Annotated in this window: 26 protein-coding genes; 13 read left to right on the plus strand and 13 right to left on the minus strand. The window is 50.1% G+C overall.

The window, feature by feature from the left end; translation table 11 throughout:
• Nucleotides 1-12 precede the first annotated feature (12 nt).
• Nucleotides 13-843, minus strand: coding sequence for a ferritin-like domain-containing protein (locus R2083_RS02045; RefSeq protein WP_317529892.1), 831 nt, complete (start codon nucleotides 841-843; stop codon nucleotides 13-15).
• A gap of 177 nt (nucleotides 844-1,020) precedes the next feature.
• Between R2083_RS02045 and R2083_RS02050 the strand changes: the two genes are divergently transcribed.
• Nucleotides 1,021-1,443 (plus strand): acyl-CoA thioesterase, encoded by a 423-nt coding sequence (locus tag R2083_RS02050; RefSeq protein WP_317529893.1) that lies wholly within the window; start codon nucleotides 1,021-1,023, stop codon nucleotides 1,441-1,443.
• Between the two features lie 84 nt (nucleotides 1,444-1,527).
• Here the strand turns inward: R2083_RS02050 and R2083_RS02055 are convergent, their stop codons facing one another.
• Entirely contained in the window at nucleotides 1,528-3,240 is a 1,713-nt protein-coding gene (locus tag R2083_RS02055; RefSeq protein ID WP_317537335.1) for a phospholipase D-like domain-containing protein, read from the minus strand.
• Between the two features lie 354 nt (nucleotides 3,241-3,594).
• On the opposite strand from R2083_RS02055, the gene R2083_RS02060 reads away from it, so the two are divergent.
• Together R2083_RS02060 and R2083_RS02065 are read left to right on the plus strand one after the other, a co-directional pair.
• Nucleotides 3,595-3,930, plus strand: coding sequence for a hypothetical protein (locus R2083_RS02060; protein WP_317537336.1), 336 nt, complete (start codon nucleotides 3,595-3,597; stop codon nucleotides 3,928-3,930).
• A 150-nt stretch (nucleotides 3,931-4,080) separates the two neighbouring features.
• The gene (locus tag R2083_RS02065; protein ID WP_317537337.1) at nucleotides 4,081-4,584 is read left to right on the plus strand and encodes a hypothetical protein; all 504 of its coding nucleotides are present in this window, start codon (nucleotides 4,081-4,083) and stop codon (nucleotides 4,582-4,584) included.
• A 120-nt stretch (nucleotides 4,585-4,704) separates the two neighbouring features.
• Here the strand turns inward: R2083_RS02065 and R2083_RS02070 are convergent, their stop codons facing one another.
• From R2083_RS02070 to R2083_RS02100, 7 genes are all read right to left on the minus strand, one after another.
• Nucleotides 4,705-5,310: a hypothetical protein gene (locus tag R2083_RS02070; protein ID WP_317537338.1), complete on the minus strand. Its 606-nt coding sequence runs from the start codon at nucleotides 5,308-5,310 to the stop codon at nucleotides 4,705-4,707.
• A 68-nt stretch (nucleotides 5,311-5,378) separates the two neighbouring features.
• Nucleotides 5,379-6,059, minus strand: a complete 681-nt coding sequence (gene pgl / locus R2083_RS02075; protein ID WP_317537339.1) for a 6-phosphogluconolactonase — start codon at nucleotides 6,057-6,059, stop codon at nucleotides 5,379-5,381.
• A 17-nt stretch (nucleotides 6,060-6,076) separates the two neighbouring features.
• Nucleotides 6,077-6,718, minus strand: a complete 642-nt coding sequence (locus R2083_RS02080) for an HAD-IA family hydrolase (RefSeq protein ID WP_317537340.1) — start codon at nucleotides 6,716-6,718, stop codon at nucleotides 6,077-6,079.
• Nucleotides 6,719-6,723: 5 nt separating this feature from the next.
• Complete coding sequence (locus R2083_RS02085; RefSeq protein ID WP_317537341.1) at nucleotides 6,724-7,653, minus strand: NAD(P)-dependent oxidoreductase; 930 nt, start codon at nucleotides 7,651-7,653, stop codon at nucleotides 6,724-6,726.
• 5 nt (nucleotides 7,654-7,658) lie between these two features.
• Nucleotides 7,659-8,597 (minus strand): phosphoglycerate dehydrogenase, encoded by a 939-nt coding sequence (locus R2083_RS02090; protein ID WP_317537342.1) that lies wholly within the window; start codon nucleotides 8,595-8,597, stop codon nucleotides 7,659-7,661.
• On the minus strand, nucleotides 8,594-9,364 hold the full coding sequence (locus tag R2083_RS02095; protein ID WP_317529901.1) for an HpcH/HpaI aldolase family protein: 771 nt from the start codon (nucleotides 9,362-9,364) through the stop codon (nucleotides 8,594-8,596). The genes R2083_RS02090 and R2083_RS02095 overlap by 4 nt, the downstream gene beginning before the upstream one ends.
• Nucleotides 9,365-9,372: 8 nt before the next feature.
• Nucleotides 9,373-10,122: a 3-deoxy-manno-octulosonate cytidylyltransferase gene (locus tag R2083_RS02100; protein ID WP_317529902.1), complete on the minus strand. Its 750-nt coding sequence runs from the start codon at nucleotides 10,120-10,122 to the stop codon at nucleotides 9,373-9,375.
• A gap of 268 nt (nucleotides 10,123-10,390) precedes the next feature.
• On the opposite strand from R2083_RS02100, the gene R2083_RS02105 reads away from it, so the two are divergent.
• From R2083_RS02105 to R2083_RS02145, 9 genes are all read left to right on the plus strand, one after another.
• Nucleotides 10,391-11,656, plus strand: a complete 1,266-nt coding sequence (locus R2083_RS02105) for a hypothetical protein (protein ID WP_317537343.1) — start codon at nucleotides 10,391-10,393, stop codon at nucleotides 11,654-11,656.
• Nucleotides 11,657-11,717: 61 nt separating this feature from the next.
• Nucleotides 11,718-12,482: an FkbM family methyltransferase gene (locus tag R2083_RS02110; protein WP_317537344.1), complete on the plus strand. Its 765-nt coding sequence runs from the start codon at nucleotides 11,718-11,720 to the stop codon at nucleotides 12,480-12,482.
• Between the two features lie 25 nt (nucleotides 12,483-12,507).
• Nucleotides 12,508-13,581 carry a glycosyltransferase family 2 protein gene (locus tag R2083_RS02115; RefSeq protein WP_317537345.1) on the plus strand — a complete coding sequence of 358 codons (1,074 nt, stop codon included), beginning with the start codon at nucleotides 12,508-12,510 and terminating at the stop codon, nucleotides 13,579-13,581.
• A gap of 64 nt (nucleotides 13,582-13,645) precedes the next feature.
• Nucleotides 13,646-14,839 carry an O-antigen ligase family protein gene (locus tag R2083_RS02120; protein WP_317537346.1) on the plus strand — a complete coding sequence of 398 codons (1,194 nt, stop codon included), beginning with the start codon at nucleotides 13,646-13,648 and terminating at the stop codon, nucleotides 14,837-14,839.
• Nucleotides 14,840-15,829: a class I SAM-dependent methyltransferase gene (locus R2083_RS02125; RefSeq protein WP_317537347.1), complete on the plus strand. Its 990-nt coding sequence runs from the start codon at nucleotides 14,840-14,842 to the stop codon at nucleotides 15,827-15,829.
• 24 nt (nucleotides 15,830-15,853) lie between these two features.
• A complete protein-coding gene (locus R2083_RS02130) occupies nucleotides 15,854-16,537 on the plus strand; it encodes an O-methyltransferase (protein WP_317537348.1) in 684 nt (227 codons plus the stop codon).
• 182 nt (nucleotides 16,538-16,719) lie between these two features.
• The gene (locus R2083_RS02135; protein WP_317529909.1) at nucleotides 16,720-16,974 is read left to right on the plus strand and encodes a DUF2024 family protein; all 255 of its coding nucleotides are present in this window, start codon (nucleotides 16,720-16,722) and stop codon (nucleotides 16,972-16,974) included.
• Between the two features lie 103 nt (nucleotides 16,975-17,077).
• Nucleotides 17,078-17,593 (plus strand): invasion associated locus B family protein, encoded by a 516-nt coding sequence (locus tag R2083_RS02140; RefSeq protein ID WP_317537349.1) that lies wholly within the window; start codon nucleotides 17,078-17,080, stop codon nucleotides 17,591-17,593.
• A 53-nt stretch (nucleotides 17,594-17,646) separates the two neighbouring features.
• A complete protein-coding gene (locus R2083_RS02145; protein WP_317537350.1) occupies nucleotides 17,647-18,003 on the plus strand; it encodes an arsenate reductase family protein in 357 nt (118 codons plus the stop codon).
• A gap of 111 nt (nucleotides 18,004-18,114) precedes the next feature.
• Here the strand turns inward: R2083_RS02145 and rplS are convergent, their stop codons facing one another.
• From rplS to rpsP, 4 genes are read right to left on the minus strand one after another with little or no spacing between them, the layout of a single operon-like run.
• Entirely contained in the window at nucleotides 18,115-18,513 is a 399-nt protein-coding gene (rplS, locus tag R2083_RS02150) for a 50S ribosomal protein L19 (protein WP_317529912.1), read from the minus strand.
• Between the two features lie 16 nt (nucleotides 18,514-18,529).
• Nucleotides 18,530-19,300, minus strand: coding sequence for a tRNA (guanosine(37)-N1)-methyltransferase TrmD (gene trmD / locus R2083_RS02155; RefSeq protein WP_317529913.1), 771 nt, complete (start codon nucleotides 19,298-19,300; stop codon nucleotides 18,530-18,532).
• A gap of 14 nt (nucleotides 19,301-19,314) precedes the next feature.
• Nucleotides 19,315-19,818, minus strand: a complete 504-nt coding sequence (gene rimM, locus R2083_RS02160; protein ID WP_317537351.1) for a ribosome maturation factor RimM — start codon at nucleotides 19,816-19,818, stop codon at nucleotides 19,315-19,317.
• 31 nt (nucleotides 19,819-19,849) lie between these two features.
• The gene (gene rpsP, locus R2083_RS02165; protein WP_317529915.1) at nucleotides 19,850-20,116 is read right to left on the minus strand and encodes a 30S ribosomal protein S16; all 267 of its coding nucleotides are present in this window, start codon (nucleotides 20,114-20,116) and stop codon (nucleotides 19,850-19,852) included.
• 130 nt (nucleotides 20,117-20,246) lie between these two features.
• Here rpsP and R2083_RS02170 point away from each other — a divergent pair, with 130 nt between their 5' ends.
• A complete protein-coding gene (locus R2083_RS02170; RefSeq protein WP_317537352.1) occupies nucleotides 20,247-21,581 on the plus strand; it encodes a (Fe-S)-binding protein in 1,335 nt (444 codons plus the stop codon).
• The last annotated feature ends 71 nt before the right edge of the window (nucleotides 21,582-21,652 follow it).

Here is a 21,652-nt window from a genome sequence, read left to right on the forward strand (position 1 = left end):
AACGGTTGTAATTCACCGCGCCGTATTTCCACCCTGCGCTTTGGCGCTCCCCATCTGTTCCAACGCTTTGAGTTCCGCCACGGAAAAGCCCGCTTGCTGTCTTGCTTCGTAGTGGAACGGGCCCAACACTTGTCCGCTAAAGTATTGCCCGGCCAATGTATGAAATGTCTGTTCGGAATCCAGTCCGCGCCGCTGGCATAAGTACTTGAACCAGTGCGATCCGATGGCGACATGCCCGATTTCGTCGCGCAAAATGATCTCCAGCACGGCAACGGTTTTTTCGTCACCGGCCTGACGCAACCGCGCGATTATACCCGGCGTTACATCTAATCCCCTAGCTTCCAATACCCGTGGCACCAGCGCCATGCGCACCAACGGATCGAAAGCCGTGCGCGCCGCCATGTCCCACAAACTGTTATGCGCCGGAAAATCGCCGTAATCGCAACCGAGTTCGTTCAGGCGTCCACGCAGCAATTGGAAATGGTAGGCTTCCTCAACCGCTACGGTAATCCAGTCGTGATAAAACGCTTGCGGTAGATCACGAAAACGATACACCGCATCCCACGCCAGATTGATGGCGTTGAACTCGATGTGCGTGATCGCATGAATCAAAGCCGCTAACCCTTCTTTTGTGTTCAAACGGCGTTTCGGCACATCAACCGGCGCGACTAGCACTGGCTTCATCGGGCGACCAGGTTCTTCAACCGGTTCAGGCTTGCTGCGGGATTGCAGCGTTAACAGATCATCCCGCCATGCCTGCGCGGTTTGCCGGGTCAAATACAGTTTTGTTTCGATTTCACCGGCTGCAAGGCAGCGGGCTGCGGCATCAAACAAGGATTCCATAATTCAAACAGACCAAATAATTCAATCGCGCTATTTTCCCGTGTTTTAGACGGAATGGCCAATCCGGCGATGCGGAACCGGCGGTGGAAAAGAAATTCTGGTTCAAACGGAAAGATCATTGTATTCTTGGATGACAGAAGCTTTCTTTGATCACTATCCGTTGAGCGCTCATCTGCTATGACTAATATGCCGGGCGAACCATCACTTCAAGTTCACTTGCCGGAAGGGCAACCGGTATTGCGCACAGTGCCGATGCCAGCGAATACCAATTATGCCGGGGATATTTTCGGCGGCTGGATCATGTCGCAGGTCGATATGGCGGGCAGCATCCCGGCTATCCGCCGCGCGCGTGGACGGGTTGCGACTGTCGCGGTTAATTCCTTTGTATTCAAGCACCCGGTGTTTGTCGGCGATCTGGTCAGTTTTTATGCCGACATCGTCAAGATCGGGCGTACTTCGATTACCGTCGACGTGACCGTTTATGCGCAACGCGGTGTGCGTGAAGGCGGTGAGGAAATCTGCATCAAAGTGACCGAAGCGGTGCTGACATACGTCGCGATCGACAACAACCGCAAGCCAAGGGCTGTGCCGCAGGATTAACGTTGTCGCGTTGACCGGCGCGTTGCTGCGCTGCTTTATGGCCCAGCCGAAATCGATGAAAAGCATACTTTCCCATCTGCATATCTACGCGAACAATTCCCGATCGCGAATCTTCCGGGCGTCGGTGTAGTCCTCGTCCCACCAGGGCTTCTCACCGGGGGTCCGTGGCGGCTTGGCGAGCACAAATTGTTTCCGGGCTTTCTTGGCTTCCTGTTGCGCGACACGGAAATGGTGGTGGTCGAAAATGCGCAGCGCTTCAATCATGTAGGAGACGGCAATGCGGCGGTCCCGAATCAGCAGGAGGTTTTCCCCATTCTTGAGGTCCGCCGGGGAGGAAAAATTGTAAGAGCCGAGATAAACCCGGGCGCTGGGTTTATCGAAGTCAATGACGATGAATTTGTGGTGCATGCGGATGCCGCCACCGCCTGCCGGTTCCGCGGAGAATGGTTCAGGGACGTTTTTCGTCAGTGCGGAAGGAAAAACGGGGGCGACATTGCCGTTCGGTTTTTGCAAATCGAGACCGCCGACTTTGCGGTCGGAAATGCCATACACAAAGATATCGGTGTTACTGGTCACATTGGTGATCGCATCGAGAATTGGCCCAGGCGTCTGGTACAGGAACGCCAGCGAATAGAACAGGGACGATGTTGTTTTGCCGCCGATGTCGTTAGCCACTGTTTTCAATAGCGCATTCGACTTATTGTGGGGTGAAAACGCCACACGCGCATCGATCTTCGTCAAACCCAGATCGTTCCACAGCGCCGATGCCGTGCCAGTGAAATCTTTCGGCTTCTGCGACCAATAGCCCTCAAACGCCGCCAGGAATGGTTTGATCGCGCTAGCCCCTTGCAGAATCATGGCGTTATTCGATTGCACGAAAAAACCACGCCAACTGAAATTGGTCGAGCCGCATACGGCCTTCTGAATGTTGGGGCTATCAACCACGATGGTCTTATTGTGTTGCAGTGACAGCATGTGCTGCCGCTTCACATTTTCTGTCCCCGCCGAGGCCGTGAGCCGCTGTGCCGCCAGATTTTCACTGGCGTCATCTTCGCCGTGTTCCTGACTGTCGTCGATGATGATCTTCAAACGCTTGCCGAGCTTCTCCAAGCGCGTCAGAACACCGGGTTCGTTCAGATCATAAGCAACCACGCGAACCTGAGCCTGCGGGTCGGCGATGGCTTGATCGAGCACTTCGAGGATGGCATTGCGCGCCTCGAAGCCCATCCATGCCAGCGCTTCTTTAGTCTTGGGGTGGGCCGGGGTAAAAGTCAACCCATCGGTTGCCTTCGCCGGTAATAATGTCGAAATGTCACCCGCCGATGCGTACCGGTCGACAAATGCCTGCGAGGACACGAAGCCGCGCGTGAACGTGACGTTGAGCAATCCCGGATAAGTTTCGCGCCGCAGTTCGATAGCCACTTCCTGAGCATCGCCATAACTCAGTTCATCGGCGGTATTCATAAACACCGGCGTGACTCTGTAGATGAATTCACCTTCGAGTTCGGCGTTACGCGGGAAATGCACCCAGCGGAATTTCTGGATCGGCGAGAGCCGCGTCGATAATTGGGTGGTATTGAGCTTGCCATCGGCGCCGCGAAAACCGAGGCGGTTTTTCAACGCGAAAAATCGATCGCCGCGAGGTTCCTTGTATTCGATGGCGAAACCGACGAAATCCTGCGGCGGCCGCCCATTCTTCCAACTCATGGCAATGAGCGCCATGCCATCGCCGCGATGAAGCTTGAGCGTAAACAGTGCTGCCGCATTCTGACCACTGATCTGAAATTCACCTGTCATAACAACCTCCCGGTATCGATGAGATGGATAAGCCGATGGTAATGCACACCGCGATAGCCCCGCGCGGCCTAACCGGATCCGCTCTGCGATACCCGGTTGGAGCAAGGTGTTTCATGATCATAATCCAATTCATGATCGATGTCCTCGGTTCACGAGGCGGTTATCGAAATGATACAGACGGATGTCCGGACAAAATTTTTTCGATATCTGCATTCAATAAAGCCATTGATACGTATCTCTTAATGACGGCGTACTCGGCAACCAGAGTACATCGCGTATAGGCCGCTTAATTATTCAGGAGATACGCATCATGAAACTCGGATTTAAAAAAATCAGCCCGCTCATCGCAGTATTTTGTTTACTCAGCGCCAGTGCCAGCCTGCACGCGTTTACACCGCCGGAAGGCTATCAAGGCCGGTTTTTGGTGCCGCGCACCTTGGCGATTCAACCCGGCATCATCAATCCGGCAATCCAACACCGCAACCGCAACCGGGATTTGAAAACAACATCACGCAGCAGGAAGGCTTACGCATTTGTTTTTATGAGCTCGAAGTCGATGTGCGCAACTGCCAGCATGCATACCAAAATAATGTTGCGGGTTATAACGACTGCATCACCATGGCGGGGGAGTCGCACACCAGCTGTTTGACGTGGGTGCAAAAACTTCCGGTGGAAGAAAATAGTAATTAGGCGGTTGCCGGATTTAAGGTCATCTCATGCGGTGACCAATTTTTGCTGATTTTTCGCTGCATGATGACATGAAAAGTCCGGTATTTTGGTAAATAATGAAGATGATTGTTAAGTACTGGGTACAATAAGAAAAGGAAAGTATGAGATTTATTGGAGAAGAAATTTATGAAGTGCTTTTTTCAGAAAATTTTATTGGTAATGCTGTTCACGGGTTTTAATTATCAAAATGTGTCAGCAAGCGACATCTATTCGCATATCGTGTTAGATTTGCCCGGTCGATTGGAGAGAACAGAGCCTTGGGTAAAGATTATCAAAACACACGAGGAATGGGCGCAGCTTTATGATGAACTCACTCTCGTTGTTAGCGAACCTGATCCGCTGCCGGGAATTGATTTTGAGAGTTTTCAATTGATCGTCGGCGGAATAGGTGTAAAAAGCTCGGGCGGTAATAGTTTGCTGGTAGATGGGATCTTTGAATCCGATCATGACATTGTCATTTATATTCTCGACGCGATACCCTGTGCTGCGACAACTATGACTGCCTTGGCTGCTATTACGGTTATTGATTATCCCATGACGGCTTTTTTAATCCGAAAAACCGAGAAACCTTTAAGTTTTTATGTACAGCAAGCCAAAATTGGTTGTGCAGAGTGATAGGGGGATAACCGATGCTTGCAATATTTTTTAGGCTATTTCTTTTTCCGGCTTGAGTCGCGCCAATTCGATCGGATAAAGCCGATAACTACTATTTTTTGATAATCACACGCGATGACATCATAACTTTTCAAGCGCTTGATTAAACTTTATAGTTTGCTCATCTGAAATAGCTTTGAGTTTTTCATAAAATGCTTTTATTTCAACTACATCAGTTTCTTTTTCAAACTCAATGCGTTTATATTTTTGCTCATAATAGATTTCAATAAAATATATAGGACCATCCGCACAACCCGGACATCCGAATCCATTTGGTAGTTTCTCAAAAAAAGCAAAATCAATAAGTTTTACGAGTGAATTCCATGATTCTTCAGTGTTTAAGGTATTTGCACTGATAGTTGGTAGAGTCTGTCCATCGTCAGAGAAAGAAGCTGATCTCGTTAGTAACAATACTACTTTAGTTACTTCAAGGAGAGTGCTGCAATAACCTGAACAAAAGTTGCCACTGACACCGTAACGAACCTTTCTTACCCCTGCTGGCCCATTTGAATAATTCAATAAATCCCAACGGCCATCTTCGGCTAATTTGAATTGCACATCATGAACTATGCCGGGTGAAAACGGGACCGTAACTTCACTGATACTCAATGAACTATCTTTGTAACTTGCACTTTGACCAAAACACACCGATGAGACAAAATAAAATAGTAAAACTAGATATCGCATTACTTACCTCCGATGGATAGCTCATTATATGGATAAGCAATAGTGCGGTATTGATATCGCACAATTGCTCAGACAATATCCGTTTCAAAAATATTGATCGTTGCTTGAGAGTGATGTATTAACCAAACAATCGGCAATTTCGAATCAGGATTTTCACTCACTCGATCCAACAATTGCCGCTTACTTTCCCCTGTAACCACCAGCACAATCTGTTCACTGCTTGCTAGCATTTTCAGCGAAAGACTCATGCGTAGCGACATTGCGATGGGGGGCGCAACGGCGATGCAGTGGTGCGCCGATAGCGAATCCTGGGTCATGCCGGGAAACAGCGAGGCGATGTGGCCGTCCTCTCCCAGGCCCAACACCGTCAGACTGACCGGTAAGGGTAGCGAGTCCAAGCGTTGATGAAGGGCTTCGATGGCATCGAATGGATTGTCGTGCGCGGTTTTTAGGCCAACGAACGGGGTATTAACCGGGAGGTGTGCCAGCAGGTGCTGTTTGATCAGTTTTTCGTTCGATTGATCGTCGTTGACATCAACCCAGCGCTCATCGGACAGCGTGACAGTAATCCGATCCCAAGGCAGCTTACATTTTGCCAGCGCGGGCAGATAATGGCGCGGCGTGCTGCCGCCGGGGACGACGAGGGTGGCTTGGGGTTTGCGGCTTAGGGTATCGCGTAGTGCGGCAGCGGCAAATTCGGCGAAGCCTTGGCTTAACGATTCGATGTCCGGATAAACGCGTCTTTGCATCACGGAACTGCCAACGTTTATTGCACTAAGCCGCGTAAATCCGGGACGACTTCGATATGCGCCGGGAATGGATTCGGATCGCCGGGAAAGACGCGGCCGAGGAAAGCGGTGTTGTTGGCTTGCGCGCCTTCCAGGTCGGCCATCGCATCGCCGATCATCAGTACCGATTCGGATTTCAGTCCATGTGCTGCCAGAATTTCCGCGATGATGTTTTTTTTCAGTGCTGGTGCACCGCGTACAGCGGTGAAGTAGGGTGTGAGTCCTCGCCGTTCGACGATGACTTTGAGCTCGACTTCCGGTGTACCGGAAGCGACAAATAATGGAATTTTTTGGGATTGTTGGCGAATCAGTTCGATCGCGCCGGGTACGGCTTCGGCGGCGATGACGGCTTCCACCACCAGCTCGGAAAAGCGGATGTCCAGTTGTTGTTCTTCCGCTTCCGTTAATGGCGGTTTGTTGATGAAATGCTCCTGGAAGTGGCGGAATTTGCGGTAGCGCGACATGCCGCCGTTTTGCGTGTGGAATTGCACCACTTGTGCGACGATTTCTTCGCCGTACGGGCGATAGAGTTCCGCGAACGCTTGTGTTTTGATTTTTCCGGATTCGACCACGACGCCGTCGAAATCAAAAATGATTGCTTGCCAGTCAAAATTTTTCATATGGCTTATGCGCGATTATCTGACGTGGATGGTGTGGCGTCGTCATTTTCATCGCCATGATGCAAATCCTGATGAATTTCCCGCAGGCAATCGAGAATGCCTTGCCCCAGATCGACATGCTCGTTCAGCACCAGCTTGCGCCCGATGCGTGGCTGAAACGCATACGGCGTAATTTCATAGTGATGCACCGCATTGGCTTCGTCGAAATGCAATTCCACCGGCCACGGCAGGATTTCCGAGATCATCGTCATGACATCCTTGATGCGTAATCTTTCCTGGCCGGTCAGAATCATGTGCCGGTTGGCAAATTCGGGTGCAAGGATTTGCACGCTCATGCGTGCCGCATCTTCCACGTGGATATATTCGCGCATGGCGTCGCCGCTGCCTTTGTAGGTGATGGAATGATGCGCGACCGCTTCGTGCAGCATGCGGTAGATGCCGTTGCGTTTATCGGAACGCCGGCCATACAGCGAGCCATAGCGCAGAATGCTGTAATCCAGGCCGTAGCGCTCGTGGTAGGTTTCCGTGAAACGTTCCGCGGCCTGCTTACTGGCGCGGTAAAAAGAACCGGATTCGGAATAGACATAAATGCTGCTGGCGAACACAAAGCGTCGCGCACCGGCGATGCGGGCGGCTTCCAACGCGTGCATATTGCCCAGTACGTTGATAGTCGCGGTCGGGATCGGTTTGTCGTTGGCTTCGTCGATGTCGGCGATCGCGGCGAAGTTGTATACGATCGAAGCGCCTTTGGCAGCCTCGATCACTTGATCGAGGTTCATGATGTCGCCGATGATCATTTCCTGGTTGCTTTTCAGAAACGGCGATGGGCTGCGGTCAAATAACCGCACCCGGTAGCCCGCAGCCGATAATGCATCTGCGACATGGCTGCCCAAAAAACCGCTGGCGCCAAATACCACAACCGTTTCATTCACCATAGTGTTTATCCGTTTTTGATGAGACCTGCTTTGATTAAACCCTGCACTAGATTTTCCGCCGCTTCGATTTCCATGCGCTGGCGCGATTCGCGGGCCAGGGAGCCGACATGCGAAGTCAGAATGACGTTGCCGCATTCGAGCAGCGGGCCGTGATACGGTTCCTGCTCAAAAACATCCAGTGCTGCGGCGCTCACTTTACCGGACTGCAATGCGGCCAGCAACGCGCTTTCATCGACCAATCCGCCGCGTGCGGCGTTGATGACGATGACCTCGGGCTTCATCGCGGCGAATGCTTTGGCATCGAGCAGATGATGCATATCCGCGCTATACGGGGTATGCAGCGTGATGATGTCGGCGCTGGCCAGCAATTGATCCAGCGGCAGCATGCTGACGCCGTCCGGTATTTGGCTGGCATACGGATCATGCGCGACCACCGTGGCTTCAAACGCCTGACACAAGCGTGCGACGCGGCGGCCGATGTGTCCCAGGCCGATGACGCCGACGGTTTGCGCCGCGAACAAGCGGCCTTGCGTGCGCGGCCATTCGCCATTGCGAACTGCCCGGTCGATCGGATTGATTTGCCGCAATAAACTCAGGATGTAACCCAAGGTAAGCTCTGCCACGGCTTGCGCGGGCGCTTCCGGTGTATTCAGCACTTGAATGCCGCGATTTTTCGCTGCCGCCAGATCGACGCTATCCATCCCGGCGCCGCAGCGTGAAATGACTTTCAGATTCGGCGCGGCTTGCAACACTCGTTCGGTCAGTGGCTCAATACCCGCGATCATGCCAGTTGCGCCGCCGCTCAGCAATGCGATGATTTCATCTTCGGTGAGTTTGCGCTTGTGCGGATTGGTGATGACCTGAAAACCTTGTTGCAACAAGCGCTGAATGGCCGGATTGTTGACGGTGTCGAACGACGAAGTGGAAATGACAAATGAACTCATGATGTTTTCAATGTTGCGCGGATGCTTTGTAAATGCGTGCGGCAGATGGAATCGAGAATGCGGATATCCAATCCATAACCGAGGAAATTAAAACCGGCTTGAATGCGTTGCTGCAATGCTTGCGGATCCGGCTCGATGACGTGAATGCCACCGGGTTTTTGCGCGCGGCGGCCTGCTTCCAGCACTTGCGCGATGGCTGCTTGCACATCCGGATGATTGAGATCGCCGGGGCGTCCCATCGAGCCGGACAAGTCGTACGGGCCGATGATATACGCATCGATACCGGGAACAGCGAGAATCTCGTCAATCGCTTTGACGGCGTCGACATGTTCGATCATCACGACGATCACCGCGTTTTCTTCCAGCCACTGGCGGTACGCCTGGAAGCTTGCGCCGTAGCCTTGTGCGCGCGCCAGGCCGACGCCGCGTTGTCCGCGCGGCGGGTAGTACACGCCTGCGACAGCCGCTTCGGCATCGGCGGCGGATTTGATCATCGGCACCATGATGCCGGTGGCGCCAGCGTCCATGACGCGTTTGATCTGATCGGGATGATTCGACGTGAGGCGCACGATGGCCGGACATTGCTTGCCGTCCAGCACCTGGATAATGGCTTGCACTTCGCTGAGTTCCAGCACGCTGTGTTCCATATCCAGCACCAGCCAGTCAAATCCGGCGGATGCCATGATTTCGGCAATCGAAGGATGCCCCAATGTGACCCATGAACCGATGGTCAATTCAGACCGGTTCAATCTTGATTTCAATGACATAATGATTCCTAGTAGCGGGAAAGTAACGGGTCGGATTCCATCAGTTTTTCAACCCGCGCCAGATCGGCGGGGGTATCCACTGCCTGCGTATCGAATCCGGTAGGCACCATTTTCACCTGCATGCCATGCTCGAGCAGCCGCAGCATGTCGATCGATTCCAATTTTTCCAGCGGTGTCGGTGTCAAATGTGTGTATTGATACAAGGTGCTGCGGCGGAATGGGATGATACAGACCTGCTTGTACGCTGCGGTATCGGCAAAACCGCTTTTGGCGATTGTCGGAATCGGGCGGCGCGACATATACAGCGCGTCGTTGTGTTGATTCATGACGACCTTGATGGTATTGGCGTCGAGGTAATCGGCTTCGTGGTCAATTTTGCGTACCAGGTTGACACAGCCCAGCTCCGGGTTATCTTTGAAAGGCGCTACGGCGGTATCGATCATATCGGGGTGTGTCATCGGTTCATCACCTTGCACCATGACGATCAGATCGGCATCCAGGTACACGACCGCTTCCGCGACGCGATCGCTGGCGCGTTCGTGCGTATCGGAGGTCATGATCACTTTGGCGCCGAAACCTTCGGCGGCTTGACGGATTTCTTCATCACAAGTGGCGATGTACGTGGCGTCGAGTGATTTACTCATGGCTACACGTTTATAGATGTGTTCGATCATTGGGCGTCCGAGGATTTTTGCCAGGGGTTTGCCGGGGAAACGCGATGAGCCCATGCGGGCCGGTATGACAGCGATTGTTTTCATGAAAATGTTGTGTATTTGGTTAATGGTTGAGTACAAAAAGTTACCGTCTAAGGCGATGTGCTGATTATCCGGTTTTTCCTCTTTTCTGGGCAACACTTATTGTTAAATTTAACGTTTTTTTTGCGCTGTGATTTTATCCCGGTTGGTGTGCTGGTAATTGGATAGTCGCAAGAGTAGAATGAGCGCGCTTTTCAGAATCTTTTGTTTAAACTGGGGAAATAGTAGAGATGCTGCGTATCCTGAATATTTTTGTCTTCGCATCACAGCAATGAAAGCGCTTTTTTTTCTTCGTCACTATAACGATATCGATCATGTCACTCCGGTCATTTACAAATGGATTAAGTCCGGTCATCAATGTGATGTGGTATTAATCGGTTCCACCCAATTCCGCCGCGATTTCCGCGTTCAATACTTGAGTCAACTCGAAGGTGTGCGCGTTGCGCATATGAAAGAGCTGTTTCCGCTGGCCGAGTATATAAAATGGCGTTTACAGATGCTGATGCTGACGCGCAATGTGCGGCGCATCAAAGTAATCGGCGGTCTGGCTCAGAAGCTGGCCGATCGTTACGATGAAAAACAACGTGAGCCGTTGTGGCGGCATACCGCCGATTTTCTGCTTAACCGGTGTTTTGGTGCTACCGGCAAGGGTGTTGTGGCGTTTGACTGGATCGAACGCAATTCGGTGATTTGTTTGGAATGGGTTGAAGTCGTGATTGCCATGGCAAAAGAACGCGGTCTGGGTACGATCTCGCTGCCGCATGGCGATAGTCCGCATTACAGCCAATTGATCCGGCGCGGTGAAAGACGCGTGGAGCCCGATATTACATTCTCGGCGGCTACCATATTTGATAAGGTGGTGGTGCCTAATGAATTATGTTCCGTGCGTTTCCGCCCGTTTATGACGGATAACCAGCTCGCTGTGTTGGGTTCGCCACGTTATTGTGAGGAATGGCTGAAAATACTGGCCGGATTGATGCCGCCTTCGCCGCTGATTCGTTCGGACAGCCGCCTTAAAATTGTCATGTTCCTGAGAAAAGCCAATTTCACGACATTCTGGGAAGAAGTGGGTGAAGTGGTTCATATGATCGCCGAGTTTCCCGGTGTGGAGCTGGTTATCAAACCGCATACCCGTAGTGGCTGGAAACAATCCCTGACCACCGACAGTTCGATCAAGAAATTGCCCAATGTGCGTGTTGCCAGCGACGATGCGCATTCGGTGCATTTGATGAACTGGGCGGATGTCATCATCGATCTGGCGACTTCCGTGGTGTTTGAAGCGGTCAGGGCGAGAAAGCCGGTGCTTGCGGCTGATTATTTGATCGCGGCGCGTTCGGCGGTGGCGTATTACATGCCGGAAACTGAGCTGAAATGCCGCGACGAAGTGTATGAGAAAATAGATTATTTTCTTAACAATGGCTGTGATTCCTTTTATATTGAAGAACACCGGCAGCGCTTTTTAAGAGAGATGCTGGATTATCCGGATGCTAATGTGCTGCCCCGTTATGTATCGTTGCTTGAACAGTTGGTGGATTGAAGTGCGGTTTCAAGCTGCCGGGCAGCGGTCATATGTATCGATAAACCATAAGGTGGTGTGAATGCGGGTAAAAGACATCTTGAATGAGTTGGTGGTGGCCGCTTACAAATTGAAAGGCGGCTATACCGATGTGCTGGTGAGAGGACAGCGTATTTTAATTTCTGTCGATCACTTGCGCACGCTCAATCGTGCCAAGACTTATGCAAAAAAAGAACCGGATACCTTGGATTGGCTCGATAGCTTTGAACCGGGTTCGTGCTATTTCGATATCGGCGCCAATATCGGGCAATATTCGCTATATCCGGCCCAAAAATACGGCGATAAGGTACAAGTGTTTGCTTTTGAGCCACAGAGCAACAATTACTACGCGCTCAACAAAAATATCTCTCTGAACAATCTGGGGAAAAATATTTTATCTTACTGCGTGGCGGTGTCGGGGCGCAGTGAGTTTTCCAAGTTGTATATTCCCAAATTCATTCCCGGCGGAAACCGTTCGCAGTTCGGGCAAGAAGATCTGGAAAACATGAAAATCCCGGCAACGCATATTCAAGGGATGTTCGGTGTGACGTTGGACGATCTGTGCAGCCAATGGGGGTTTCCGGTGCCGAATTACATAAAAATCGATGTCGATGGCATTGAAATATCCATTTTGCAGGGCGCATCGGCGGTTTTGGCAAATCCGGCGCTGAAATCCGTGATCATAGAGCTTGGCACGGATACCGAGCAGGAAAAAGCTATCGCCATCATGCAACAGGCAGGTCTTGAGGTGAAGCAAAGACCGTCAAAAAATTGGGGCGAAAGCTATTTGATTTTTGGCCGGATGTGATGCAGTAAAATTTCTTAGGCAGAACATGACGAGTGAAACTGCTACCCCAATAATTGATGTCGTAATCCCTGTTTATAATGCTGCGGAATTAACCAAGCGGTGCATTGATTCCGTCATCGCCTATTTAGGTTCATCAATCAGAACGATCCATATCCAGGACGATGCATCGGGTGTTGAAACCCGTGCCATGCTCGACAATTTATCTTATCCGCAGTTGCATGTTTACCATGCGCCTGAGAATCAGGGGTATGGAAAGTCTGTCAACGACGCGGTGGCGCGTTCCGATGCCGATTGGGTATTGGTGCTGAATTCCGATATCGAAGTATTGAATAATTTTCTGCCGTGGTTGTGCGGCGCCTATGCCGCTGATCCCCGGCTGGCGGTCATTAGCCCGACGGAAGGCGATAGTGTGGAAACACAAGCCAGCCGTTATGTGCGGCAGCCGGGCGGATATATCGCTACCTATCGTTTCAGAGGTTATGCATTTTTGATCCGCCGCGCTGTTTTTCAGGCGATGGGCGGTTTTGATGCGCAATTTGGCCGGGGTTATTATGAAGATACCGATCTGGGGCGGCGGTTGGATCAACAAGGCTGGCGCATGGGCGTGCATCCGGATGCAACCGTTCGTCACGAAACCGGTGCGTCGTTTGGGCGCGGAAAGGCTTACCGGGAATTGGTGCAACGCAACCGGTTACTCTATTTGTCGCGTTATCCGCTGGCCCGGCAGAATGTGCTGACCGTTTCCGGCAACTCTACTTTGACCGACTTACCATCCAAGATCGCGGATCCGATGGAACAAGTGATGCGGCAAGGCGGGCGGCTGCATTGGCTGACACCAGCGCCATTGCCGCAGTTGTCGTGCTTGCAGATGCGGAATGGTACGGCCGGTTTCAAAACCATTACGAAACTGATGCTGCGCGGCTGGTTGCGCGAAGATAAGCGCATCAACGCTGTATGGATTTTGCCGGGTGTATCCGCAGGGTTGCGAATTTTATTGACACTTTTTGTTCGCCTGCGCCGGCTGGAAATGCGCGAGTGGCAGGGAGATCAGCGCGAATCTGCGCAGCAACAGGATGCTGACAAACGAGATACGGAATGACTGTGCTCCCAGGATTTTCTAAGCTGTTGTAGCGGTTTAAAAAAAACTTCGATTGGCAGGTCTTATGCAAACATCTATCACACGGCAGGAATTATTTATCCGGTTTGCGTTGGTTCTTGTGTGCGCGGGGTTTTGGCGTGGCGAAGTGAATCTTCTTTCCATTCCATTGCTGGTTATTGCTTGGCTGATGGACGGTGGTCTATCTCGATTGAATCAAGCTCTTAAAGTGCCCTTAGTGCAGGCGATTCTACTGTTGTGTGCGCTGCTGCTGATCGGATTGTCATGGGGCGAATGGCTGGATAGCGGGCGGATGAAATGGGTGAAATACCTTACTTTGCTGATTCTGGTCCCACTGTATTCGCTGCTGAATAAGGAACGCATACCGTGGATGATCGGCGGATTGGCCGCCGGTTATGTGATTGTCCTCGGTCTGGGTATTTATCAATGGCTGGCGATAGGAGAGCAGGGTATTCCGCTACTGAAAATGTCCTATCTGAGTTTTTCGGCGATGCTCGGCGCTGGCGCGATTGTATCTGTCGGACTTGCGTGCGTGAGCCGCTCGGTCATGCTGGGGATAGTGCTATGGATCGTGGCACTGGCGTTAATCTTTGTGCAATTTCATCAATATGGCAGAGTGTTGCTGCTGGCAACACTGATCGCTATCGTGTTCCAGGCTTATTTACGCTACAAAATAGACATCCGGAAATTCGCTGTCATTTTTATTACGCTATTGACGGCTGCCGGGATTTTTGCCTACAGCAGTCCTGCTTTTCAAGAACGGCTGCTGCTGGTGAAAAGCGATATCGAATTGCTGCAGCAGGGCAATTACAGTTCTAGTTTGGGTTATCGTCTGGCCATGTGGGATGTCGGCTTGCATGCGATTGCGGAACGACCGCTGACGGGTTATGGAACAGGCATGCCGGAGCGCTATTTCGACACGGCGATTGTGACGTATAAAAATGGTCTTTATAAGGACTTGCCGGCGTTTCAGAAAACTGCGCACTATCATAACGATTGGATTGAGATTGGCATGCATGTCGGCGTTCCTGGCATGTTGATCTTGCTGTTTCTATACTGGGGATGGTACCGGGCGTTTGAGAAAAACGGTCTGGGCATACTGGGCGCGGGTTTGGTAAGTTATATTGTGCTGGCGGGGTTGACCGATGCTTTTCTCATTTTTAGCCGGATGCCGGTGCTATTGCTGGCGATTACCGCGCTCGCCATGGTCTGGCAACAACAAAAACCGAAAGGGACTTAAATGACGATGTCAGCGGAGCGGATTGGCACCGAAACAAATTCAACTTGCTATTCGTGCGGCAAGCAAGGCGAAGTCCTGTATCGCGGTCTGACCGACCGGTTGTTTGGCGCGCCAGGCGAATGGACACTGAGAAAATGTACGGATGCCCAGTGCGGTCTGATTTGGCTGGATCCCAGGCCGGCGGTGGACGAGATTGGCAAGGCTTACCGCAATTATTATACGCACGGCCATGCGAATCATGCGCGGCAATCACGCGGGGTGCGCATCGTTCGCGCCATTTTGCATACTATTAGTATTTATTTGCTGGGATTGCGGCGTGAACGGCGGCGTTATAAGCGTATTTATCTGGACAAAACGCCGCCGGGACGATTGCTGGAAGTGGGCTGCGGTAATGGAAAACGGCTGGCGCGCATGCGTGCACTGGGCTGGGAGGTGATGGGGCAGGAAATTGACCCGGTGGCTGCGGAGCATGTGCGTAACGTGAAAGGAATCCCTGTGCACTTAGGGCCGCTTGAAACTATGGGCGCCTCGGCTGAATACGATGTGGTGATTTTGAGTCACGTCATTGAGCATGTGCACGATCCCGCGGCGATGCTGATGACTTGCCAGCGTTTGCTGAAGCACAATGGCTTGCTGGTGGTGCTGACGCCGAATGCTGCAAGTTACGGGCACAGTCAGTTTGGCGCTGCCTGGCGCGGTCTTGAGCCGCCCAGGCATTTGCATTTATTTACCAGCCAAACGTTAAGTAAACTGGCGCAGAAAGCCGGTTTCAGCGATCCGCGTTGCTGGACAACACCGGTCGGTGCGTATGGCATTGGTCAGAGCAGTCCGCCATTGGTTGAGGCAGCAATCGGACAACAGTCCATTACGATCCGCGATGTCATGCGGGGGTTCAGGTTCCAGGTGGCTGCTAGCCTGGTTTTTCTGTTTGATAAAAACTCCGGTGAAGAGTGCGTATTAATGGCTTCAAAGAAAACAACTCCACCTTGATGTACGATCATGGAGGTGAAATCAGTGAACGATAGTCAGTCAGCGGTTATTCCTGAATCAGACGGACTCATTCCGGTAAATCCGGAGATTGAAGCGTATATGCGCACTTTGGTTACGCACAGCGATCACCCGGTGCTTGTTGAGATGGAGGAATTTGCGCAGCTGAGAAATTTTCCGATTGTTAATCGCTTGGCCGGTATTTTTCTTGAAACCCAGGCGAAAATGATTAACGCCAGACGGGTATTTGAATTTGGCAGCGGTTATGGGTATTCGGCTTACTGGTTTGCCAGAGCGGTCGGCACCGGCGGGTGTGTGATATGCAGCGATGCGGATGCCAATAATCGCGCGCGTGCCGAGAGATATCTTTCCGCTGCGGATGTGTGGCAACGAATAGAATTTTGCGTGGGGCTGGCGCAGGATGTTTTTGCCCAAACGGATGGGATATTCGATATTTGTTATAACGATGTAGACAAGGGCGATTATCCGGAAATCTGGCGGATGGCGAAGCAGCGTATACGCTCCGGCGGGTTGTATATTGCCGATAATGTGCTGTGGCATGGCCGTGTTGCGTTAAAAGGTCCGCAAGAGACGGTGCGCGGTTCGACTGAAGCGATTATGGAACATAACCGGTTGATTTTTAATGATCCCGATTTTGATGCGTTTATCAATCCAATTCGTGACGGTGTGATCGTTGCCAGAAAGAAATAATAGCCGTGTGTGCCTCTGAACGATGCAAATCCTGGTGCGGAGCTGATTTCCTGATCATGCAATTGGCATGGCGGTTTAATCAATAAATTGGTATAGTTAATATACTTTTCGTTTGCAATGCGGCACGTTTTTTAGGATGTGCACAGTGCTATAAATTATCTTTTTCAAGGAAATAAATTTTTATGCAAATTCATGTTTACGATACGTATGTTAAGGCAAAAGATGGACATACCATGCACTTTGATGTATTCACAGCGGTGAAAGATGATCAAAAAGCGGTTGACTATGCCAAGCAGTGGCTGACAACAATCGGTGAGAGCGATGCGGTTGTGACCAGCCGGGAATGCAGTTTTTGCCATAGCCAGAGTGCTCCGGCAAATGTGGTTGATGAAATCACTAAAAACGGTTTTTATATTTACAAGATGGAAGGCTGTTAATCATCTTGGCGGATGATTGGTCATTGTAATTGATGATGTTTCACTTTTGATACTGATCATTCGCTGAAAAATCGTATCGACAATACTTCTCAAGGTTTTCAAAATGAAGCGGAAATGTAGAAAATTGATATTGGCTGGTGTTATTTTTTCATTCTGTAATGCAGCGCAAGCCGCAGAGCCCAAACTGCTCGGCCAGCATGGTGACTGGACTGCCTATATGTTCATGGAGAACAATAGCAAAGTGTGTTACATGGTGAGCCAGCCGAAAAAATCGGAAGGGAATTACTCAAAGCGTGGCGATGTATTTGCGCTGATTACGCATCGCCCTGCGGAAAAGAGTAAAAATGTTTTCAGCTATATCGCCGGTTATCCCTATAAACCGGGAAGTGATGCGACGGTTACCGTTAATAATCAGAATTTCAAGCTGTTTACTCAGGATGACTCAGCATGGGCTCCCGATCAAGCAACCGATAATAAAATAACGGATGCGATCAAGCGTGGAAGTTCTCTAGTGGTTAAAGGTGCATCGGCTCGCGGCACGGAAACCGTGGATACATTCGGATTGAGCGGTTCGACTTCCGCGCATAAGGCAATTTCGGCTGAGTGTGGTGTGAAATAACCGGTTTCTTATCGCGCAGTTAGAAAATATCGATCCAGCAGACGGGAATGAATATGAGTGACAAGATCGTTATTTATCAAAAACCAACTTGCAGCAAATGCAGGGCGGCTCTATCTCTACTCCAAGAAAGTGGCGAAGAGTTCGAGTCGATCAATTATTACGAGGTGCCTTTAACAGCGGAAAAGTTGAGCGAGTTGATCCAAAAACTTAACTTGCCGGTGCGTGATATTCTACGCAAAGATGAGCCCGCAGCGCGTGACTTAAGTGCGGCATCGGACGATGAAATCCTGGCGGCTATGGTTAGAAATCCAGATCTGATTCAGCGGCCCATCGTGGTGCGGGGTAACCAAGCCAAATTGTGCCGTCCGCCGGAGAATGTTTTGGAACTGCTTAATAAGGTCAACAAGTAGGGGGCTGCTTGCCCTTGCATGTGTCAATCTGCGCGGTGCTTCTGAGATTAGGTAAGAAGGATCAGTGCTGACATCGCACTGATCCTTATGTGATGTTTGTTGTACTGCGTCTTACTCTGCGGCTGCTGCGTTTTTGTTGTCACCTGAAGAAGCACGAGCTGGCAGTTTCTCGCGAATCCGGGCCGACTTGCCTGCGCGATCTCTGAGGTAATAGAGTTTTGCACGGCAAACGTCACCACGGCGCTTAATTTCTATGCTCGCTATCAATGGCGAATAGGTCTGGAAAGTACGCTCCACGCCTTCTCCGCTTGAAATCTTCCGTACTGTGAACGCTGAATTCAAACCACGATTACGTTTGGCTATTACGACGCCTTCGTAAGCCTGAACGCGTTTACGGTCGCCTTCAACCACATTAACGCTGACAATGACGGTATCTCCCGGAGAGAAATCAGGTATTTCTTTATTCAGGCGTTTAATTTCTTCTGCTTCTAATTGTTCAATAATGTTCATGATATTTCCCCTCTTTCTACCTGGATTTACAGGATTGTTTAAATTCTTCCAACAGTTTTTCTTCTTCCCGCGTCAAGCCATACGCAAATTTCAACTCAAATAAATCAGGACGCTTTAACCATGTTCTGCCGAGTGCTTGCTGTAAACGCCAACGGCGGATATAGGCATGATTGCCTGACATCAATATTTCCGGCACACGATCCCCTTGATACACCTCAGGGCGCGTGTAATGCGGATAGTCCAGTAATCCCTCCACAAATGAATCTTGATTCGCAGATTCGGGATCACCCAAGGCTCCCGGGATTTGCCGCACTATACAGTCAATTAGCACCATTGCAGCCAGCTCGCCGCCGGAAACCACATAATCGCCAATTGAAATCTCAATTTCAACTTGACGATTGATTAGGCGCTCATCCACCCCTTCATATCGCCCGCACAGCATAATCAGTCCTGGCATTTTGCTCAGCTGCGTCACCATTTGGTGGTCAAGCCGTTTTCCCTGGGGTGTTAGATAAGCAACCGTGGGTTTTTCAATCCCAGCAGCATGCTGTCTCGCTTTGGCTTGTATGATGGCATCTTCCAACGGTTGAGCCATCATGACCATTCCGGGCCCCCCCCCGTACGGACTATCATCGACAGTACGATAATTATTGCTGGTAAAGTCGCGCGGATTCCATGTGTTGAGTTGAAAGATATTATTCTTGCTCGCTTTTCCTGTTATGCCATAGTGCGTGATGGCATTAAACATTTCTGGAAATAGCGTAATAACATCGCATTCAAAAGGCATCGCTCATTATTACCTTAATCGTCTTTGCCCCAATCCACCGTAATTCGAGAAAGCTTCAAATCAACTTTGCTGATGAACTGATCAACAAAAGGAATGAGAATTTCTTTTTTATCCTCGTTTCCATTTTGTATGCACAAAACATCATTTGCGCCCGTCTCAAGTAAACCAATAACCTTGCCTAATTCTTCACCCGCTAGATTTTGCACCGTAGTGCCGATCAAATCCGACCAATAATAACCGTTCATTCCATTTTCGGATAAGTCAGGAAGCTGGTCGCGCGGGACCGCTATCTGCATTCCGTTTAAGGCGAAGGCTTGCGTGCGATCGGTATATTCGGCGAATTTTGCATTTAGGATGCTACCGTTTATGCGACCAGAAACAACATGCACCTTTTGCCAGTTTTTACTATCTTTACTTAACCACCACATTGGATAATCCATTAATCCATCGATGTATTCTGTGTACGGATTAACTTTTACCCAGCCATAAACGCCAAATGGGCCGATAATATGGCCCATTATCACCATCGGTGTATTTTGTTCGCTTATTTTAGCTATTTGCTGGCACTGCTTTGCTGGTGGAAAATTGTTTGATTAACCGGGTTGCTGTTGACGATAACTGCGCACCTTGAGATTGCCAATAAGCAACGCGATCTAATTGAACGCGCAATGCTTCTTCGCCACCAGCGGCTCGTGGATTATAAAAGCCAATACGTTCGATAAACCGGCCGTCACGTGCATAGCGGGAATTAGCCACTACCATATTAAAAAACGGACGTTTTTTTGCACCACCCCTTGCCAATCTAATTATAACCATGTTTTTCCTATAAACCTGTCAGTCTAAAAGTGTGAAGCTTGAATTTAATTAACATTTAATTTTACAGTAATTGTTGCAATTCTGACAAGTGATAAAATAGCCATGTATTACCATGATGCTATTAAAGTAAGTGCGGATATCATGTCCAATTACAGTATTTCTGAAGCGGGATTATAAATTGCTCTCAAAGTTTTCCAAGAATTTGATTATCGCTGAATCAAACCAGTGCGTTTCATGTGGTTTATGTTTGCCGCATTGTCCAACTTATCGTGTGTTGAAATCGGAAGCGGATTCTCCGCGCGGGCGTATCGTTTTAATGAATGGTGTTGCCAATGGGCGGATTGCTTTGAATGCGCGATTTATTCAGCATATGGACCGTTGTTTGACTTGCCGGGCTTGCGAAGCGGTTTGTCCAAATAGCGTTTCTTATGGGCGTCTTATTGATGAAACGCGTGCTCTTATTGCGGATCAATCAAAGTCCGTGGCAGTAGCCCGGAGGTCAAACTGGCGCATTGCGCTGGAACGGCTATTGCTGACCCAGCCTGCGCGTTTGGACCGGTTACGCCGATTGCTACATTTCCTGCAAAAAAGAGAATGGCTGCGCGGGTTGCGGAAATCAGGTTTGATCGAAAAAAATCGAATATTTAAATTCATCGCTCAGCTTCCTGTAGTTAAGTTTCCCTATACAGCGGCTGCGGATGGGGGAAATGCTGCGAGCGATAATAGTATTTGGCAGCAGGTTTATCCCGCGCAGGGCGAGAAACGTGGTGAAGTTGCATTATTTTTGGGATGTGTGGCGCGTGTGACCGATGTGGCTACCTTAAATTCGAGTATTTATGTATTGAATCGCTTGGGCTACACGGTCCATATTCCGCGCAATCAAACGTGCTGTGGCGCTATCTATCAGCATAGCGGCGCGCTGGAGCAAGCCAATGCGCTGGTGCAGCGGAATAAATCGGCGTTTGCTGAATTTAATACGGTGATCAGTACCGCCTCGGGTTGCGGTGTGCAATTACTGGAATCCGGTGTTGCCAGTGAGCAGGGCAAAGTTATGGATATCAACCATTTTCTGGTGGCGGCAAAAGGGTGGGAAAGTATTGATATTGTCCCATTGGCGCAAAAAATCCTGGTGCACGAGCCTTGCAGTTTGCGATATGTATTGCGTGAGCAGGCATATCCTTATCAACTGATTGCCCGGATACCTGGCGCGGAAGCGGTGTCTTTAGCTGGTAATGACCAATGCTGTGGTGCTGCGGGTACTTACTTCATCGATCAACCCGAAATTGCGGATACTTTGCTACAAAATAAGATAACTACGGTGCAGGAAAGCAAGGCTCAGTACTTGGTGACTTCGAATATCGGTTGCGCGATGCATATAGCCAATGGATTGTATGAAAAAGGAATTCATGTCGAAGTGTTGCATCCGGTTACGTTATTGGCTAGACAAATGGGGTTGGAATTATAACCGGGTAAATTTTAGTGTACCTAAATGCGGGCATATCGGCCTATAATGGCGCGTCAATTCTTATTCAAGGA

Origin of the sequence: Nitrosomonas sp. Is35 (assembly GCF_033063295.1) — a bacterium.
GTDB lineage: Bacteria > Pseudomonadota > Gammaproteobacteria > Burkholderiales > Nitrosomonadaceae > Nitrosomonas.

Coding starts and splice junctions, on each gene's coding strand:
- R2083_RS02080 (WP_317537340.1), bottom strand. CDS start 6,718: ATGAAAAATTTTGACTGGCAAGCAATCATTTTTGATTTCGACGGCGTC.
- R2083_RS02095 (WP_317529901.1), bottom strand. CDS start 9,364: ATGTCATTGAAATCAAGATTGAACCGGTCTGAATTGACCATCGGTTCA.
- rimM (WP_317537351.1), bottom strand. CDS start 19,818: ATGGGCCATATTATCGGCCCATTTGGCGTTTATGGCTGGGTAAAAGTT.
- R2083_RS02100 (WP_317529902.1), bottom strand. CDS start 10,122: ATGAAAACAATCGCTGTCATACCGGCCCGCATGGGCTCATCGCGTTTC.
- R2083_RS02070 (WP_317537338.1), bottom strand. CDS start 5,310: ATGCGATATCTAGTTTTACTATTTTATTTTGTCTCATCGGTGTGTTTT.
- R2083_RS02140 (WP_317537349.1), top strand. CDS start 17,078: ATGAAGCGGAAATGTAGAAAATTGATATTGGCTGGTGTTATTTTTTCA.
- trmD (WP_317529913.1), bottom strand. CDS start 19,300: ATGCCTTTTGAATGCGATGTTATTACGCTATTTCCAGAAATGTTTAAT.
- R2083_RS02090 (WP_317537342.1), bottom strand. CDS start 8,597: ATGAGTTCATTTGTCATTTCCACTTCGTCGTTCGACACCGTCAACAAT.
- pgl (WP_317537339.1), bottom strand. CDS start 6,059: ATGCAAAGACGCGTTTATCCGGACATCGAATCGTTAAGCCAAGGCTTC.
- R2083_RS02115 (WP_317537345.1), top strand. CDS start 12,508: ATGACGAGTGAAACTGCTACCCCAATAATTGATGTCGTAATCCCTGTT.
- R2083_RS02110 (WP_317537344.1), top strand. CDS start 11,718: ATGCGGGTAAAAGACATCTTGAATGAGTTGGTGGTGGCCGCTTACAAA.
- R2083_RS02050 (WP_317529893.1), top strand. CDS start 1,021: ATGACTAATATGCCGGGCGAACCATCACTTCAAGTTCACTTGCCGGAA.
- R2083_RS02105 (WP_317537343.1), top strand. CDS start 10,391: ATGAAAGCGCTTTTTTTTCTTCGTCACTATAACGATATCGATCATGTC.
- rplS (WP_317529912.1), bottom strand. CDS start 18,513: ATGAACATTATTGAACAATTAGAAGCAGAAGAAATTAAACGCCTGAAT.
- rpsP (WP_317529915.1), bottom strand. CDS start 20,116: ATGGTTATAATTAGATTGGCAAGGGGTGGTGCAAAAAAACGTCCGTTT.
- R2083_RS02045 (WP_317529892.1), bottom strand. CDS start 843: ATGGAATCCTTGTTTGATGCCGCAGCCCGCTGCCTTGCAGCCGGTGAA.
- R2083_RS02125 (WP_317537347.1), top strand. CDS start 14,840: ATGACGATGTCAGCGGAGCGGATTGGCACCGAAACAAATTCAACTTGC.
- R2083_RS02145 (WP_317537350.1), top strand. CDS start 17,647: ATGAGTGACAAGATCGTTATTTATCAAAAACCAACTTGCAGCAAATGC.
- R2083_RS02135 (WP_317529909.1), top strand. CDS start 16,720: ATGCAAATTCATGTTTACGATACGTATGTTAAGGCAAAAGATGGACAT.
- R2083_RS02055 (WP_317537335.1), bottom strand. CDS start 3,240: ATGACAGGTGAATTTCAGATCAGTGGTCAGAATGCGGCAGCACTGTTT.
- R2083_RS02085 (WP_317537341.1), bottom strand. CDS start 7,653: ATGGTGAATGAAACGGTTGTGGTATTTGGCGCCAGCGGTTTTTTGGGC.
- R2083_RS02120 (WP_317537346.1), top strand. CDS start 13,646: ATGCAAACATCTATCACACGGCAGGAATTATTTATCCGGTTTGCGTTG.